This is a genomic window from Tepidimonas sp., assembly GCF_036824975.1.
GTDB lineage: Bacteria > Pseudomonadota > Gammaproteobacteria > Burkholderiales > Burkholderiaceae_C > Tepidimonas.
The window spans coordinates 37,424-53,537 of record NZ_DAISZC010000004.1 but is presented as its reverse complement, the minus strand read 5'-3'; the positions used below and the strand labels follow the sequence as shown (position 1 = coordinate 53,537).

Annotated in this window: 22 protein-coding genes; 18 read left to right on the top strand and 4 right to left on the bottom strand. The window is 66.8% G+C overall.

The window, feature by feature from the left end; genetic code table 11:
• Positions 1–151 precede the first annotated feature (151 nt).
• On the top strand, positions 152–1,189 hold the full coding sequence (locus tag V7Z54_RS01245) for a GGDEF domain-containing protein (protein ID WP_334133751.1): 1,038 nt from the start codon (positions 152–154) through the stop codon (positions 1,187–1,189).
• Between the two features lie 107 nt (positions 1,190–1,296).
• Here the strand turns inward: V7Z54_RS01245 and V7Z54_RS01240 are convergent, their stop codons facing one another.
• Positions 1,297–2,805: a sensor domain-containing diguanylate cyclase gene (locus tag V7Z54_RS01240; protein ID WP_334133750.1), complete on the bottom strand. Its 1,509-nt coding sequence runs from the start codon at positions 2,803–2,805 to the stop codon at positions 1,297–1,299.
• Positions 2,806–2,988: 183 nt separating this feature from the next.
• Here V7Z54_RS01240 and proC point away from each other — a divergent pair, with 183 nt between their 5' ends.
• On the top strand, positions 2,989–3,867 hold the full coding sequence (gene proC, locus V7Z54_RS01235) for a pyrroline-5-carboxylate reductase (protein ID WP_334133749.1): 879 nt from the start codon (positions 2,989–2,991) through the stop codon (positions 3,865–3,867).
• Positions 3,868–3,884: 17 nt separating this feature from the next.
• On the opposite strand, the gene ubiA is transcribed toward proC, so the two are convergent.
• The 3 genes from ubiA to recG form a co-directional block, all read right to left on the bottom strand.
• The gene (ubiA, locus tag V7Z54_RS01230; protein ID WP_334133748.1) at positions 3,885–4,787 is read right to left on the bottom strand and encodes a 4-hydroxybenzoate octaprenyltransferase; all 903 of its coding nucleotides are present in this window, start codon (positions 4,785–4,787) and stop codon (positions 3,885–3,887) included.
• Between the two features lie 148 nt (positions 4,788–4,935).
• Positions 4,936–5,904, bottom strand: a complete 969-nt coding sequence (locus tag V7Z54_RS01225; protein ID WP_334133746.1) for a hydrogen peroxide-inducible genes activator — start codon at positions 5,902–5,904, stop codon at positions 4,936–4,938.
• A 76-nt stretch (positions 5,905–5,980) separates the two neighbouring features.
• A complete protein-coding gene (recG, locus tag V7Z54_RS01220; protein WP_334133756.1) occupies positions 5,981–8,122 on the bottom strand; it encodes an ATP-dependent DNA helicase RecG in 2,142 nt (713 codons plus the stop codon).
• Between the two features lie 434 nt (positions 8,123–8,556).
• On the opposite strand from recG, the gene rplN reads away from it, so the two are divergent.
• The 16 genes from rplN (at position 8,557) to rpsD (ending at position 16,014) form a co-directional block, all read left to right on the top strand.
• Positions 8,557–8,925, top strand: a complete 369-nt coding sequence (rplN, locus tag V7Z54_RS01215) for a 50S ribosomal protein L14 (protein ID WP_043700216.1) — start codon at positions 8,557–8,559, stop codon at positions 8,923–8,925.
• Between the two features lie 9 nt (positions 8,926–8,934).
• Positions 8,935–9,255, top strand: coding sequence for a 50S ribosomal protein L24 (gene rplX / locus V7Z54_RS01210; RefSeq protein WP_334133744.1), 321 nt, complete (start codon positions 8,935–8,937; stop codon positions 9,253–9,255).
• A 2-nt stretch (positions 9,256–9,257) separates the two neighbouring features.
• Entirely contained in the window at positions 9,258–9,797 is a 540-nt protein-coding gene (rplE, locus tag V7Z54_RS01205) for a 50S ribosomal protein L5 (protein ID WP_334133743.1), read from the top strand.
• An 8-nt stretch (positions 9,798–9,805) separates the two neighbouring features.
• Complete coding sequence (rpsN, locus tag V7Z54_RS01200; RefSeq protein WP_334133741.1) at positions 9,806–10,111, top strand: 30S ribosomal protein S14; 306 nt, start codon at positions 9,806–9,808, stop codon at positions 10,109–10,111.
• Between the two features lie 20 nt (positions 10,112–10,131).
• Positions 10,132–10,527: a 30S ribosomal protein S8 gene (gene rpsH / locus V7Z54_RS01195; protein WP_334133740.1), complete on the top strand. Its 396-nt coding sequence runs from the start codon at positions 10,132–10,134 to the stop codon at positions 10,525–10,527.
• A gap of 25 nt (positions 10,528–10,552) precedes the next feature.
• Entirely contained in the window at positions 10,553–11,089 is a 537-nt protein-coding gene (gene rplF / locus V7Z54_RS01190; protein WP_334133739.1) for a 50S ribosomal protein L6, read from the top strand.
• Positions 11,090–11,100: 11 nt separating this feature from the next.
• Positions 11,101–11,466 carry a 50S ribosomal protein L18 gene (gene rplR, locus V7Z54_RS01185; protein WP_334133737.1) on the top strand — a complete coding sequence of 122 codons (366 nt, stop codon included), beginning with the start codon at positions 11,101–11,103 and terminating at the stop codon, positions 11,464–11,466.
• A 17-nt stretch (positions 11,467–11,483) separates the two neighbouring features.
• Positions 11,484–12,002, top strand: coding sequence for a 30S ribosomal protein S5 (rpsE, locus tag V7Z54_RS01180; protein ID WP_334133735.1), 519 nt, complete (start codon positions 11,484–11,486; stop codon positions 12,000–12,002).
• 14 nt (positions 12,003–12,016) lie between these two features.
• A complete protein-coding gene (gene rpmD / locus V7Z54_RS01175) occupies positions 12,017–12,199 on the top strand; it encodes a 50S ribosomal protein L30 (RefSeq protein ID WP_334133734.1) in 183 nt (60 codons plus the stop codon).
• A 13-nt stretch (positions 12,200–12,212) separates the two neighbouring features.
• Positions 12,213–12,644, top strand: coding sequence for a 50S ribosomal protein L15 (gene rplO / locus V7Z54_RS01170; protein WP_334133733.1), 432 nt, complete (start codon positions 12,213–12,215; stop codon positions 12,642–12,644).
• A gap of 29 nt (positions 12,645–12,673) precedes the next feature.
• The gene (gene secY / locus V7Z54_RS01165) at positions 12,674–13,990 is read left to right on the top strand and encodes a preprotein translocase subunit SecY (protein ID WP_334133731.1); all 1,317 of its coding nucleotides are present in this window, start codon (positions 12,674–12,676) and stop codon (positions 13,988–13,990) included.
• 2 nt (positions 13,991–13,992) lie between these two features.
• Positions 13,993–14,211 carry a translation initiation factor IF-1 gene (gene infA / locus V7Z54_RS01160; protein ID WP_043700245.1) on the top strand — a complete coding sequence of 73 codons (219 nt, stop codon included), beginning with the start codon at positions 13,993–13,995 and terminating at the stop codon, positions 14,209–14,211.
• A gap of 30 nt (positions 14,212–14,241) precedes the next feature.
• The gene (gene rpmJ / locus V7Z54_RS01155; protein WP_072242940.1) at positions 14,242–14,355 is read left to right on the top strand and encodes a 50S ribosomal protein L36; all 114 of its coding nucleotides are present in this window, start codon (positions 14,242–14,244) and stop codon (positions 14,353–14,355) included.
• Positions 14,356–14,373: 18 nt separating this feature from the next.
• Positions 14,374–14,739, top strand: a complete 366-nt coding sequence (gene rpsM / locus V7Z54_RS01150) for a 30S ribosomal protein S13 (RefSeq protein WP_334133725.1) — start codon at positions 14,374–14,376, stop codon at positions 14,737–14,739.
• Positions 14,740–14,760: 21 nt separating this feature from the next.
• On the top strand, positions 14,761–15,165 hold the full coding sequence (gene rpsK / locus V7Z54_RS01145; RefSeq protein WP_334133724.1) for a 30S ribosomal protein S11: 405 nt from the start codon (positions 14,761–14,763) through the stop codon (positions 15,163–15,165).
• A 225-nt stretch (positions 15,166–15,390) separates the two neighbouring features.
• Positions 15,391–16,014 carry a 30S ribosomal protein S4 gene (rpsD, locus tag V7Z54_RS01140; RefSeq protein WP_334133723.1) on the top strand — a complete coding sequence of 208 codons (624 nt, stop codon included), beginning with the start codon at positions 15,391–15,393 and terminating at the stop codon, positions 16,012–16,014.
• Positions 16,015–16,114: the final 100 nt, after the last annotated feature.

The following is a 16,114-nucleotide window of genomic DNA, read 5'->3' as shown; positions in this document are numbered from 1 at the left end:
GCCAAGCGCGGGATGCAGCGCTCCGGCGCGAACGGTCGTTCGCAAAACCGCGCTTTGGTGCAGAATGCAGCCCAAAGGGAAGGAAAAGTCTAGGCGTGCATTCCAATCCGTGAGCCGCTGGCGCCGCCAAACGAGGAGACCCATGCCACCGATGAACCCGCCCGCTGTCTCCGGAACCGACGTACCCCACCTGCACTGGCGGGATGCATTGCAGCAAGATTACACGCTGGCCGTGATCACCTTGGGTGGCGTCGTGGCCGCGCTGTGGTTGGCGCCGTTTGCCGTCTGGCGCGCCCTGCAGGGCAACTGGATCGCCATGGCCAACGACGCCATCCTCACCGTGGTGTTGGGCGGCGCGGCGATCTACGCCTGGCGCACGCGCCAGACTCGGGTGCCGGGCTGGATCATGGCGGTATGCGTGGTCGGCGGCATCTGGGCCATCGGCGTGTCCGCGCAGTTTGCGGCGTTGTTTTGGGTCTACCCCGGCGTACTGATGCTGTTTTTCCTGGTGCCGCCTTTGGCCGCCATCACGCTGGGGGTGACGGCGGTGGCGGGGGCAGCGGCGCTGTCGTGGCAGGAGCTGGGTGGCACCGAGGGCTTGCCGTTTTTCGTCATCACCAATGTGCTCACCGGCGTGCTGGGCTTCATGGTGTCGCAGCAGGCGCATCGGCGCATAGGGCGCTGGCAGGCGCTCAGTCTGCTGGACCCACTGACTGGCGTGGGCAACCGGCGTCTGATGGAGGTGGAGTGTGCGCAGGCCTTCGGCGGCGCACGCTCGGCCGGGGCGCTGGCCGTGCTCGATCTGGACCACTTCAAGTCCATCAACGACCACCACGGCCACGATGTCGGCGACGCCGTGCTGCGCGACGTGGCGGCGGTGATGTCGGCCGTCCTGCGCAAGACCGACCGCCTGTATCGGTTGGGCGGCGAGGAGTTCGTGCTCTGGCTCGCGCCTGGCGAAGCCGAGGCGGCCGCCGCGGTGCTGGAGCGGTTGCGGCAGATGGTGCGTCAGCGGGTGCGGGCGGGCGACACGCCGGTCACCTTCTCGGCGGGCTTAGCGACGCACCAGCCCGGCGAGTCGTGGCAAGCGTGTTTGGCGCGCGCCGACGCGGCGCTGTACCGCGCCAAACGCGCCGGCCGTGACCGCGTGTGCTTGGCCGACCCCAGCGACCCGCCACCCCGTCAGTGAACCGGCTCCGGCCGCACCTCGCAAACCTGTCGCGCCGTGCGCCATCTCCCGCAGGAGGAGAGGGGCTATCGGGGTCGGAGCATGGTGCTTGGCGCCGGCGGCGTCGTTCAGGGGCGGCAGGGTGCGTCACTGCGCCGCCGTGCTGGCGGGTGTTGTTCGTAAAAGCGCACCTTGTCGCCGTACATGGCGCGGTCGGCCGCTTGCAGCGCGGCTTCCAGTGAGCCACCCGCCGGACACACCGCCAGGCCCATCGACAACGACAGCGTGCGCCCGGGATAGAACTGGTTGTTGAGTTCCAGCACCTGCTGGATCTGTGCCTGCACATCGTGGGCGGCCGCCTCGTCGCAACCGGGCAACAGTACCACGAATTCGTCGCCACCAATGCGTGCCGCCACCCCAGGCGGGTCGACCGCTTTGGTCAGCACCTCGCCGGCGCGGCGCAGCAGGGCGTCCCCAGCGCCATGACCCAACTCATCGTTGGCCAGCTTCAAGCCGTTGACGTCGATCGCCAGCACCGCCACGGGAAACGGCCCCTTGCGCGCCAAGCGCGCCAGTTCCTCGTTGAAGAAAGCGCGGTTGCGCAGCCGTGTCAGCACGTCGTGCTTGCCCAGATATTCCAGATACGCCTCGGCCTTCTTGCGCGCCGTGATGTCCACCAGCGACACCAGCACCAAGTCCCAACGCTGCAGTCGGTCCTCCAAGATGGCGAACTGCATGTGCAGGTGCAGCGGATCGCCTTTGAGCGAGTAGTTGACCACCTCGCGCTCCTGCGTGTAGTGTCCAGCCCACAGATCGCGCAGCTGCTCGGCGAACGACTCGCGCATTTCGTCGCGGAATATTTCGTGCAGACGGGCCAGCAGGGTCGCCTTGTCGGAGGCGCCGAAGAGCGTCAGTGTCTGTCGGTTGACGTCGATGACGCGGATTTCTTGCAGGCAGCGATCGATGAATTCCGGGTGCACCTTCAGGAAAACCGTGAAGTCGTCGATCCCGCTGGCGCGCACCTCGTCCAGCAGCGTTTTGACGGCAGAGAAATCTTCCACCCATAGCGAAACCGGCGAGCGCTCGAACAGATCGCGCGCATAGCGCTCGCTGGCGCTCAAGTTCGATTCGGCGCGCACCCGCGCGGTCATGTCTTCCAGCGACACCAGCACGCGGTCCCAGGTGTGCTCATGCCCAGGCAGGATACGAATGCGCACCAGCACGTCCAGCCGCTGACCATCGAGCGCATAGTTGACGGTCTGGTTTTCCACCAGAGAGGCGCCATGCCACAGCGCCAGCAGTTCACGCACCACGTTGTCGCGCATGTCGTCGCGAAAGACCTCGCCCAGGCGTTCGCACAACGTCATCTGGTCAGGCGCCCTGAACAGTGTCAGTGTGCGCTGGTTCACGCGCAGCACGCGCAGGCAGCGCATACAGGCGGCGATGCGTTCGGGGTCGGCTGCGAGGTGAGCCGCCAGGTCGGTCACGCCTTCGGTGCGCCAGCGCTCGAACAGCGCGCGCAGAGCGCTGAAATCTTCCAGCCACAGCGACACCGGAGCCAACTCAAAGATGGTTTCGAAATCGGCGTCGGCCGTGTGGTGGGGCGTGGGGCCGGGTGGCAGGCGGGACGGCGTCATGGTCGAAGATCGCACAGCTCGGATGGGGTCGCCGCGGCGCACGAACAGCGGCGTCCTGTTCGACATCCGAGGGGGGCAATCGCCACGCTGTCCACTGTCGGCGGGCATCGGCGCGAGGGCACGCGTGCAGAGATCGACACGAGGAGCCGCGCGAAGGGCGCGTCATCGCGCACAATAGCTCCCATGACGACGACCCCGTCCCCCACTTCCCCGGCCCCGTCTCAAGCACTCAGCGGCGTGCGTCTTGCGTTCATCGGTGGCGGCAACATGGCCGGCGCTTTGCTGGGCGGGCTGATGGCTGCAGGAGGGCGCCCGGCCGACGTGATGGTGGTTGACCCCAACGCCGACGTGCGCGCCCGCCTGCAGCAGCAGTGGGGGGTGCGTGTGCTGGCAGCGCCCGACCCTGCGCTGGCCGAGGCGGCACTGGTGGTGTGGGCGGTCAAGCCGCAAACCTTTCGCGACGCGGCGCTGGCCGCCGCGCCCTACGTCAGCGCGGCGTTGCAGATCAGCGTCGCCGCCGGCATTCGCTGTGCTGCCATGCAGGCGTGGCTGGGCACTGCCCGCATCGTGCGCACCATGCCCAACACGCCGGCGCTGGTAGGCCGCGGCATGACGGCGCTGTACGCGTTGCCTGCGGTCGGCGCCGACGATCGCGCGCGGGCGCAGGCGCTCATCGCCGGCACCGGCCGTTGGTTGTGGGTGGAGGACGAGGCGGCGCTGGACGCGGTGACGGCACTGTCGGGTTCGGGGCCGGCGTACGTGTTCTACGTGCTGGAGGCGATGCGCGACGCCGGGGTGGCGCTGGGGCTGCCGCCCGCGGTGGCGCTGGAGCTGGCGCTGGCCACATTCGACGGCGCCGCGTATTTGGCCGCGCACAGTGGCGAGCCGCCGCAGGTGTTGCGGGAGCGCGTCACCTCTAAAGGGGGGACTACCGCGGCGGCGCTGGCGGTGCTGCACGAGCGCGGCGTGCGCGACGCGTTCGTGGCGGCCATTGCGGCAGCGCACCACCGCGCCCGGGAGCTGGGCGAGCAGTTCGGGGCCGATACGGTCGGCCCAGCCTGAGCGCCGATGCCGCGGCGTCAGCGCGAGGCCAGCTGCAGCGCCAGCCCGGCAAACAAGCTGGCCCCCAGCCAGTGGTTGAGTCGAAAAGCGCGGAAGCAGCCGGCGCGCGAGCGGTCGCGGATCAGCCGTGCGTGCCACAGCACTTGCAGGGCGGCGGCCAGCAGACCCGCAGCGAACCACGGTCCACCGGCGAGCGGCCACAGCAGCGCCGCCCACAGCAGCAGGTGCAGCGCGTAAAACACCAGCACCGCGGCCACGTCCCACCGCCCCAGCGTGATGGCCGAGGTGCGAATGCCGATGCGCAAGTCGTCGTTGCGGTCCACCATCGCGTATTCGGTGTCGTAGGCCAGCACCCAGAATGCATTGGCTAGCAGCAGGCCCCACGCCAGCGCTGGCACCTCGCCCTGCACCGCGGCAAACGCCATCGGGATGCCAAAGCTGAAAGCTACGCCCAGCACCGCCTGCGGCATGGCAAAGAAGCGCTTGGTGTAGGGATAGAACACCGCCACGCCCAGCGCCGCGAAGGACCATGCCACCGCTTCGCGCCGTGTGGTCAGCACGAGTGCAAACGCCAGCAGCGCCAGCACCGCGCCTACGGCCAGTGCCTCGCGTGGCGTGATGCGGCCGCAGGTCACCGGCCGCTGCGCGGTGCGCTCGACGTGGCGGTCGAAGTCCCGATCGGCCACGTCGTTGACGCAGCAGCCCGCACTGCGCATCAGGATGGTGCCCAGCACGAACACCGCCAGCAGGTGCCAGCCGGGCCAGCCGCCCGCAGCCAGCCACAGGGCCGACAGGGTAGGCCACAGCAGCAGCAGCCAGCCGGCCGGGCGGTCCCAGCGGATCAGGTCCAGGTACAGCCGCCAGCGCTGGCGCCAGGGCGACAGCGCAGGGGGACGAGTAAGAGGCAGCTGTGCAGACATCAGCGATTCATTCTCCGGTCAGACACGACAGCAAGCCGCAGCCCACCGCCCGCCAGGGGCGAGCGTGGCGCAGCCATCCGCGTCGCCGGATGCCTGCCTGCGGTCATGAGCATGGCGTTCCTCGCTCCAGTCTCCCGAGGCGCCGGCGTCACGTCAGGCGCTGACAGCCCGGCAGCTCGCACGCGTAGACGGCATTGCGCAACGCGGCGATGGCTTCGTAGCGGGTGAAGCTGCGCCGCCACACCAGCACCACCCGCCGCGTCGGCGGCTCACCGGTGATGGGCACATAGCGCAGGTGTTGAGCGTCGCCGCCCAGACTGGCCGCCACCGCTTCGCGCGTGGCGGCATCCAGCGCCCCGCGCGGCACCGCCAGCCGCGGCACCAGCGTCACCCCCATGCCAGCGGCCACCATGTGCTTGATGGTCTCCAACGACGAGCCCTCGAAGCTTTTCTGGATGCCCTCGGCACTGTCCGACAGGCGCGCGAACTCGGGGCACACCTGCAACACGTGGTCGCGAAAGCAATGCCCGGCGCCCAGCAGCAGCATGGTCTCGCGCTTGAGCTCGTCGATACTGACCGCCTCGCGCGCCGCCAGCGGGTGGCTGGCCGGCAGCACCGCCACGAACGGCTCGTCATACAGCGGCGCCACCGCCAGGTTGGTGTCGGGGAACGGCTCGGCCAGGATGGCGGCGTCGATCTCGCCCACCCGCAGCTGCTCCAGCAGCCGGGCGGTGAAGTTTTCCTGCAGGATCAGCGGCATCTGGCGCGCGCGCTCGATGACCTGCTTGACCAGATCTGGCAGCAGGTACGGCGCGATGGTGTAGATGAGCCCCAGGCGCAGGGGAGCCGCCAGTGGATCTTTACCCCGCTTGGCGATTTCTTTGATGGCGGCGGCTTGCTCCAGCACCACCTGCGCTTGGCGCACGATCTCCTGCCCCAGCGGCGTGACGGTGACCTCGCTGGCGCTGCGCTCGAAGATCTTGACATCGAGCTCCTCCTCGAGCTTCTTGATCGCCACCGACAGCGTCGGCTGCGAGACGAAGCAGGCTTCGGCGGCGCGGCCGAAATGGCGCTCGCGCGCCACGGCAACGACGTATTTGAGTTCGGTCAGGGTCATGGTGATCGCGGCACGAACTACGAACGGGCCGATGAGACCCAACCCACCGCCCGTCGGCACGCGTTCGATTATCGGCTCAAGCCTTCAGATAGTCCAATTTTCCGCCCAGCCAGCGCTGAACGTGCCGCTGCGCCAGCTGCGGGTGGTGCTGCCACAACCGGGGTGCCCAGCGGCGCGCCCACTCGATCAGCGGTTCGTCGCGGTCGAGCTCGGCGAAGCGCCACAGGGGCGTGCCCGACTGGCGCGCGCCCAAAAACTCGCCCGGGCCGCGCAGCGCCAGGTCACGGCGCGCGATCTCAAAGCCGTTATGGGTTTCGACCATCGCGCGCAGGCGCTCGCGCGCACCGTCACTCAAGCGGCCAGACTCGCCCGGGCTGTACAGCAGCAAGCACACCGACGCCACCGTGCCGCGCCCGACGCGCCCGCGCAGCTGATGCAGCTGGCTCAGGCCGAAGCGCTCGGCGTGCTCGATCACCATCAGCGAGGCGTTGGGCACGTCCACGCCGACCTCAATGACCGTGGTGCTGACCAGTACCGCCAGCTCGCCGCGCGCAAAGGCCCCCATGATGGCTTGCTTGTCGGCGGCCGGCAGACGGGCGTGCAGCAGCCCGGCGCGCAGCGGGCGCCCCTGGGGGTCGCACGCCCCCTCCAGCGCCGCCTGCAGCTCGGCATGGGTAGCGGTAGCCGCGCGCAAATCCAGCGCCTCGCTGTCTTCGATCAGCGGGCACACCCAGTACACCTGGCGTCCCTGCGCTGCCTGGGCGCGGATGCGCGCGATCACCTCGCCGCGGCGCTGCGCGCTGATCAGCTTGGTCACCACCGGGGTGCGCCCGGGCGGCAGCTCATCCAGTGTCGAGACGTCCACGTCCGCGTACAACGTCATGGCCAGCGTGCGCGGAATGGGCGTGGCGCTCATCATCAGCAGATGGGGCTCGACCGCCTGCGCGCCTGCCTTGTGGCGCAGTGCCAGCCGCTGCGCTACGCCAAAGCGGTGCTGCTCGTCGACGATCGCCAGACCCAGCCGGGCAAAGGCCACGCGCTGCTGGATGACGGCATGCGTGCCCACCACCAGCGCCGCCTCACCGCAGGCGATGGCCGCCAGTGCCGCCGCCCGTTCGGCGCGCCGCTGACTGCCGGTTAGCCACACCACCCGCCGACCCAAGGGCGCCAGCAGCGGCTCCAGCCACTGCGCCAGCTTGCCGAAATGCTGCTCGGCCAGGATCTCGGTGGGAGCCATCAGCGCGCATTGCCAGCCGGCATCGATGACGTGCGCCGCCGCCAGCGCCGCCACCACTGTCTTGCCGCTGCCCACGTCGCCCTGCAGCAGGCGGTGCATCGGGGTCGGGCGGGCCAGATCGGCCGCCACTTCGGCCACGGCGCGCTGCTGCGCTCCGGTGAGCGCAAACGGCAGGGCCTGCTGCAGTCGTGCTGGCAGCCCGTCAGGGTGTGCGCGCAACACGGGCGCGCGGCGGGCGTGGCGCTGGCGGCGCGCCTGTTCCTGTGCCAGCTGCTGGGCCAGCAGCTCCTCCGCCTTGAGCCGTGTCCAGGCCGGGTGGCGGCGATCCTGTAGCCGTTGCGGTGCGACGTCTGGGGGCGGCTGGTGCAGGAACGCCAGTGCCGCCTGCAGCGTCCAAGCGGTGCCGCTGCCGCCGGGCAGCTGTGCCAGCGCTTCGGGGGGGATAGTCTCGCTCAAATCGGCCTGGGCCAGCGCGCGCGTCACGGCCGCTCGCAAGTAGGCTTGCGGCAGCCCCGCCGTGGTCGGGTACACCGGGGTCAGTCCCGTCGGCAGCGGGGCATCGGGCTTGAGCAGCCGCGGATGTACCATGGTCCAGCCGGCCCAGCCGCCGCGCAACTCGCCGTGGGCGCGCACCCGCGCCCCCGGGGCGAGCGCCTGCAGGTGCGACGGGTAAAACGTGAAAAAGCGCAGCGTGCAGCGCCCGCCGCCGGTCACGGCCAGCGTGGCCAGCAGCTGCCGCCGCGGGCGGGTCTGTACTTCGCGCACGATCACCTCGCCCTCGATCAGCGCCTCGTCGCCATCGCGCGCATCGGTGAGTGTGCGCACGCGCGTCAGGTCTTCGTACCGTAGCGGCAGGTGCAGCGCCAGGTCGATGGGCCGCGCCAGCCCCAGGCGGCGCAGCGCGCGCTGTGGGCCGCTGGCGCGCCCGGTGCCGCTGTCCGGTGTGGACTCTTCGGTGGGAGGGGGGGCGACGCCGCTCATCATCACGGGCGCGCCGTGGGGGCGGCGTATCGTGCCCGGCGTCGCGGGTCACTGCGTCCGCGCGCGCCCCGCAGGCGCAGCGGGATGCCATAAACCGGGCGCAGGTAGCGACGGGGCATGGTGTCCATTGTACGCAGGCCGTGCGCTGCCCCGCCGCAACCCCGTCGTCGTGCCGCTAAACAGGCGCTGTGTGCCCCCGTTGTCGCCGTGGAGCACTAGGTGTTGACACGCGGGATGCAACGTGTCACAATGATGAGCTTCGCCCGATAGGGTGAAGCCATCTGCCCACCGAAGCACGGGCAGTGTCCTGTGGCAGTGCAGCGCGCCCAGCATGGGGCGCAGCAAGGCTGCAGTCGCTGCGCCGGCAACGACGGGCCCAAGACTGATCGCCTCGGCCATGGTGGCCCTGGGAATCAAGTTGGGACGACACAATCATGATCCAAACGCAAACTCGACTCGATGTTGCTGACAACACGGGTGCTAAGTCCGTGATGTGCATCAAGGTGCTGGGCGGCTCCAAGCGCCGCTACGCCAGCGTGGGCGACATCATCAAGGTCAGCATCAAGGAGGCTGCGCCGCGCGGCCGCGTCAAAAAGGGCGAGGTCTACAACGCGGTCGTGGTGCGCACGGCCAAAGGTATCCGTCGTCCGGACGGCGCGCTCATCAAGTTCGACGGCAATGCGGCCGTGCTGCTCAACAACAAGCTGGAGCCGATCGGCACCCGCATCTTCGGCCCGGTCACGCGTGAGCTGCGCACCGAGCGCTTCATGAAGATCGTGTCCCTGGCGCCCGAAGTTCTCTGAGGTACCGTCATGAACAAGATCCGTACAGGCGACGAAGTCATCGTCATCGCGGGGCGCGACAAGGGCAAGCGCGGCCGCGTGCTGCGCCGTGCCGATGAGCAGCGCGTCGTGGTCGAAGGCGTCAACGTGGTCAAAAAGCACGTGCGCCCCAATCCGCTCAAGGGTGTGCCTGGTGGCATCGTCGAGAAAACCCTGCCGATCCACCAATCCAACGTCGCCATCTACAACCCCGCCACCGGCAAGGCCGACCGCGTCGGTATCAAGGTGCTGGCCGATGGCAAGAAGGTGCGCGTCTACAAGTCCAGCGGCGAAGAAATCAAGGTGGCATGACCATGGCACGCTTCCAACAGCTCTACCGCGACAAGATCGCTCCCGCGCTGAAGGCGCAATTCGGCTACCGGTCCGTCATGGAGGTGCCGCGCATCACCAAAATCACGCTCAACATGGGTGTGGGTGAGGCGGTGGCCGACAAGAAGGTGCTGGAAAACGCCGTTGCCGATCTGACCAAGATCGCTGGCCAAAAGCCCGTGGTCACGCGTGCCCGCAAGGCGATTGCCGGCTTCAAGATCCGCGAAGGTCAGCCCATCGGCTGCATGGTCACGCTGCGCGGTGCGCGCATGTACGAGTTTCTCGACCGCTTCGTCACCATCGCGCTGCCGCGCGTGCGCGACTTCCGCGGCATCTCGGCGCGCGCTTTCGACGGGCGTGGCAACTACAACATCGGGGTCAAAGAACAGATTATTTTCCCCGAAATCGAGTACGACAAGGTCGATGCGGTGCGTGGGCTCAATATTAGCATCACGACGACGGCCAAGACCGATGAGGAGTGCAAGGCGCTGCTCGCCGGTTTCCGTTTCCCGTTCAAGAACTGAGGTGGTCCGTGGCTAAGCAAGCTTTGCTCCAGCGTGAACTCAAGCGCGACAAACTGGTCGCCAAGTTCGCGAACAAGTACAACGAGTTGAAGGCCATCGCCAAGGACGCCAAGCGTTCGCCCGAAGAGCGTGAGGCCGCCCGTGCCGCGCTGCAGAAGCTGCCGCGCAACGCCAACCCGACGCGCCAGCGCAACCGCTGCGGCATCACCGGCCGTCCGCGTGGCACGTTCAAGCAGTTCGGTCTGGCCCGCACCAAGATTCGCGAGCTGGCCTTCGCCGGTGAAATCCCCGGTGTCATCAAGGCCAGCTGGTAAGGCGCGAAGGAGAACCCCAAATGAGCATGAGTGATCCGATCGCCGACATGCTGACCCGCATCCGCAATGCGCAGATGGTGGAGAAGGCCGTCGTGACCATGCCCGCCTCGAAGCTGAAAACCGCCATCGCGCAGGTTCTCAAGGAGGAAGGCTACATCGATGGCTTCCAGGTCAAGGAAGAGGGCGGCAGGAAAGAGCTGGAAATCGCGCTCAAGTACTACGCCGGTCGTCCGGTCATCGAGCGCATCGAGCGCGTCAGCCGCCCGGGTCTGCGTGTCTACCGCGGTGCTAAGGCCATCCCCCAGGTCATGAACGGTCTGGGCGTGGCCATCGTCACGACGCCCAAGGGCGTCATGACCGACCGCAAGGCGCGCGCCGCCGGCGTCGGTGGCGAAGTGTTGTGCTACGTCGCCTGACGCGGGGCAGGAAGGAGCAGGACAAATGTCTCGTGTAGCGAAAGCCGCTATCACCATCCCGCAGGGGGTGGAGGTGGCCATTGGTCAGGACAGCATCCAGGTCAAGGGTGCGTTGGGGGCGCTGTCGATGCCGCTGAACCCGCGCGTCACCGTCGCGCAGGACGGCGGCAAGCTCACCGTCACGCCGGTCGATGCCACGCGCGAGGCCGACGCCCTCAGCGGCACGGTGCGCCAGCTGGTCAACAACATGGTCGTCGGTGTCAGCAAGGGTTTCGAGCGCAAGCTGACGCTGGTGGGCGTGGGCTACAAGGCTGCCGCCCAGGGCAACAAGCTCAACCTGAGCGTGGGTTTTTCTCACCCAGTGGACATCGAAATGCCCGCCGGCATCAAGGTCGAGACGCCGAGTCCGACCGAGATCGTGATCAAGGGGGCCGACCGCCAGCGCGTTGGCCAGATTGCCGCCGTGGTCCGTGCGGTGCGGCCACCCGAGCCCTACAAGGGCAAGGGCATCCGGTATGCGGATGAGACGGTCGTCATCAAAGAGACCAAGAAGAAGAAGTAAGGACTGCGAACATGTTGAACAAAAAAGAACAGCGTTTGCGTCGCGCGCGGCAAACCCGCATCCGCATTGCCCAGCAAGGCGCCGTGCGCCTGGCGGTGCACCGCACCAATCTGCACATCTACGCCAACATCATCTCGCCCGACGGCGCGCGTGTGCTGGCCTCGGCCTCGACGCTAGAGCCCGAGGTGCGGGCCCAGCTGGGTGGGCAGGGCAAGGGCGGCAACGTGGCGGCAGCGGCGCTGATCGGCAAGCGCATTGCCGAAAAGGCCAAGGCCGCTGGCATCGACAAAGTGGCGTTCGACCGCTCGGGTTTCGCGTACCACGGCCGTGTTAAAGCCCTGGCCGAAGCCGCGCGTGAAGCCGGCCTGCAATTCTGACGAAGCGGGTGACGCAAATGGCAAAAATGCAAGCGAATGTGAAAACCGAGGCCAACGACGACGGCCTGCGGGAAAAGATGATTGCGGTCAACCGCGTGACCAAAGTGGTCAAAGGTGGCCGCATCATGGGCTTCGCGGCGCTGACCGTGGTGGGCGACGGCGATGGTCGCATCGGCATGGGCAAGGGCAAGGCGCGTGAAGTGCCGGTGTCCGTGCAAAAAGCCATGGACGAGGCGCGCCGCAGCATGTTCAAAGTCGCGCTCAAGGGTGGCACCCTGTACCACGAGGTCAAGGGCCACCACGGTGCCTCCACCGTCATCATGATGCCGGCGCCCAAGGGCACGGGCATCATCGCCGGTGGCCCGATGCGCGCGGTCTTCGAGGTGATGGGTATCACCGACATCGTCGCCAAGAGCCACGGCTCGACCAACCCCTACAACTTGGTGCGCGCGACGCTGGACGCCCTGCGCAAGTCGACCACGCCGGCCGAAGTGGCGGCCAAGCGCGGCAAGTCGGTCGAAGAGCTCGTGGGCTGATCGGGAGAGAAGCGATGACCACCCCCAACAAAGTCAAAGTCAAGCTGGTGCGCAGCCCCATCGGCTGTAAGGCATCGCACCGCGCTACGGTGCGCGGCCTGGGCCTGCGCAAGCTGGGTAGCGTGCGCGAGCTGCAGGACACCCCGGCCGTGCGCGGCATGATCAACAAGGTGAGCTACCTGGTGCAGGTGCTCTGAGCGGAGTCTCGTGATGGAACTCAATACCCTCAAGCCCGCTGCGGGCTCGAAGAAGCCGCGCCGCCGTGTCGGTCGTGGCATCGGTTCCGGTTTGGGCAAGACCGCCGGCCGTGGCCACAAGGGGCAGAAGTCGCGCTCCGGCGGCTTTCACAAAGTGGGCTTCGAAGGCGGCCAGATGCCGCTGCAACGCCGCTTGCCTAAGCGCGGCTTCAAGTCGCAGACGCTTAAGTTCAACGCCGAAGTCACGCTGGCCGACCTGCAGGCGCTGGGTCAGGCCGAGGTCGACCTGCTGACGCTCAAGCAGGCCGGGCTCGTGCCCCAGCTCGCCAAGAAGGTCAAGGTCATCAAGACCGGTGAGATCAGCATCGCCGTCAAGCTGACCAACGTCGCCGCCACCGCGGGTGCCAAGGCCGCCATCGAGGCGGCGGGCGGCTCGGTGGCCTGATCGGTCGGACCCTGCATCCGGATTCGCTCGTGGCCAGCAACGCAACGACCCTCGCCAAGACCGGCAAGTACGGCGACCTGCGTCGCCGCTTGACGTTCCTGCTCCTGGCACTGGTGGTGTACCGCATCGGCGCGCACATCCCGGTGCCGGGCATCGACCCAGCGCAGCTCGAGCAGCTGTTCAAGGGCCAGCAGGGTGGCATCCTGAGCCTGTTCAACATGTTCTCGGGCGGGGCGCTCTCGCGTTTCACCGTCTTCGCGCTCGGGATCATGCCGTACATCTCGGCGTCGATCATCATGCAGCTGATGACCTACGTCGTGCCGACGTTTGAGCAGCTCAAGAAGGAAGGCGAGGCTGGGCGCCGCAAGATTACGCAGTACACGCGCTACGGCACATTGGTGCTGGCGATCTTTCAGTCGCTGGGCATTGCGCTGGCGCTGGAAGCATCGCCGGGGTTGGTGATCGACCCGGGGCTGGCTTTCCGGTTCACCGCGGTGGTCAGCCTGGTGGCCGGCACCATGTTCCTGATGTGGCTGGGTGAGCAGATTACCGAGCGCGGGTTGGGCAACGGCATCTCGATCCTGATCTTTGCCGGGATCGTGGCCGGCTTGCCCAATGCGATTGGCGGCCTGCTGGAGCTGGTGCGCACCGGTGCGATGAGCATTCTGGCGGCGATTTTCATCGTCGCCTTGGTGGTGGTCGTGACCTACGGCGTGGTGTTCATTGAGCGCGGCCAGCGCCGCATTCTGGTGAACTACGCGCGCCGCCAGGTCGGCAACAAGATCTACGGGGGTCAGTCGTCGCACCTGCCGCTCAAGCTCAACATGGCCGGCGTCATCCCGCCCATTTTCGCCTCGTCCATCATCCTGCTGCCCACCACGCTGGTGAGCTGGATGAGTACGGGCGAGGGCACGCGCTGGCTGCGTGACCTGGCCTCGGCGCTGTCGCCGGGACAGCCGATCTACGTGTCGCTGTACGCCGCCGCCATCGTATTCTTCTGCTTCTTCTACACGGCGCTCGTCTTCAACAGCCGCGAGACCGCCGATAACCTGAAGAAGAGCGGGGCGTTCATCCCGGGGATCCGGCCGGGGGATCAAACGGCGCGCTACATCGACCGGATTCTGATGCGATTGACGCTGGTGGGCGCCATCTACATCACGCTGGTGTGTCTGTTGCCGGAATTCCTCATCCTGAAGTACAACGTGCCGTTTTACTTCGGGGGCACATCGCTGCTGATCATCGTGGTGGTGACGATGGATTTCTGGGCCCAGGTGCAGAACTACCTGATGTCGCAGCAGTACGAGTCGCTGCTGAAGAAGGCCTCGTTCAAGGCTTCGGGTGCGTAAGAATGGCGAAGGACGATGTCATCGAGATGCAGGGCGAGGTGATCGAGAACCTGCCCAATGCCACGTTCCGGGTCAAGCTGGAAAACGGGCACGTCGTGCTGGGACATATCTCGGGCAAGATGCGCATGCACTACATTCGTATCTTGCCGGGGGACAAGGTCAAGGTGGAGCTCACGCCCTACGACCTGACGCGCGCCCGCATCGTGTTCCGCGCCAAGTGAGCGACCGGTTTTCGTTTTTAGGAGAGCAACATGCGAGTTTCGGCTTCGGTCAAGAAAATGTGCCGCAACTGTAAGATCATCCGTCGCCATGGCGTCGTGCGCGTGATTTGCACCGACCCGCGACACAAGCAGCGTCAAGGCTGATTCGAGTAGAGGACCACCATGGCACGTATCGCTGGTATCAACATTCCGCCGCACAAGCACGCCGAAATCGGCCTGACGGCGATCTACGGCATCGGCCGCAGTCGGGCGCGCGAGATCTGCGACGCCTGCGGCATTCCGTACTCGAAGAAGATCAAAGACCTGACTGACTCCGAGCTGGAGAAGGTGCGCGAGCAGGTCGGAAAGTTTACCATCGAGGGCGATCTGCGCCGCGAGGTGACGATGAACATCAAGCGCCTGATGGACATCGGCTGCTATCGTGGTTTCCGCCATCGCCGGGGCCTGCCGGTGCGTGGTCAGCGTACCAAGACCAATGCGCGCACGCGTAAGGGTCCGCGCAAGGCCGCCCAGCCGTTGAAGAAGTAATCTGCCGCATAAAGGACAGTCATGGCCAAGTCTCCCACCGCCAACGCCGCGGCGCGCGTGCGCAAAAAAGTCCGCAAGAACATTTCGGACGGCATCGCGCACGTACACGCGTCGTTTAACAACACCATCATCACCATCACCGACCGCCAGGGCAACGCGCTGGCCTGGGCGTCGGCCGGTGGCCAGGGCTTCAAGGGTTCGCGCAAATCGACCCCGTTTGCCGCCCAGGTCGCCTCGGAGGCCGCCGGCCGCGCCGCGATGGAGCAGGGCATCAAGAACCTCGATGTCGAAATCAAGGGCCCCGGCCCGGGACGCGAGTCGTCGGTGCGCGCGCTGGGCGCGCTGGGCATCAAGATCACGTCGATTTCAGACGTGACGCCGGTGCCGCACAACGGCTGCCGACCCCCCAAGCGTCGGCGCATCTGACTCCGCGCTCTGTTGTGGCGCGGATTTGTGGTTCGCGCTACAATAAAAAGCTTTGTCTAGTGGGCCTTGCCTCATGGTGCGGCCCAACCCGTTAGACCACCGCCAGCGCGGGCTGGCGTGAGGCGGCAAGCAAGACCAAGCGGTCTGCGCCGCCATCAGGCCCACCCGCTGGCTCCCGCAATGGCTCATCCTGAGTCGGTTGCGGCAGTACGGAAAGGATAACCAGTGGCACGTTACCTCGGCCCCAAGGCCAAACTCTCCCGCCGCGAAGGCACCGACCTGTTCCTGAAGAGCGCGCGCCGCTCCATCAGCGATAAGGCCAAGTTCGACTCCAAGCCAGGCCAACACGGCCGCACGTCAGGGTCGCGCACCTCCGACTTCGGCTTGCAACTGCGCGAAAAACAAAAGGTCAAGCGCATGTACGGTGTACTGGAGCGGCAGTTCCGCCGTTACTTCGCCGAAGCTGACCGTCGGCGCGGCAACACCGGTCAAAACCTGCTGTCGATTCTGGAGTCGCGCCTGGACAACGTTGTCTACCGCATGGGCTTCGCTTCCACCCGTGCCGAGGCGCGTCAGTTGGTGTCGCACAAGGCCATCAGCGTCAACGGCCAGACCGTCAACATCCCGTCGTACCTGGTCAAGCCCGGTGACGTGGTGGCGGTGCGCGAGAAGGCGCGCAACCAGACCCGCGTCAAGGAAGCGTTGGAGTTGGCCAAGCAGATCGGCTTCCCCGGCTGGGTCGAAGTGGCGGCCGACAAGTGTGAGGGCGTCTTCAAGAAGGTGCCCGACCGCGATGAGTTCGGTGCCGACATCAACGAATCGCTGATCGTCGAACTGTACTCGCGTTGATCCTTGGGTGTGCTCTCTTAAGAGCCCGGATGCCGCAATGGCGGTGTCCGGGATTTTGTGCTCCATCGACCTGGATCGGCTCACGAGCCGAGGGTAGTGA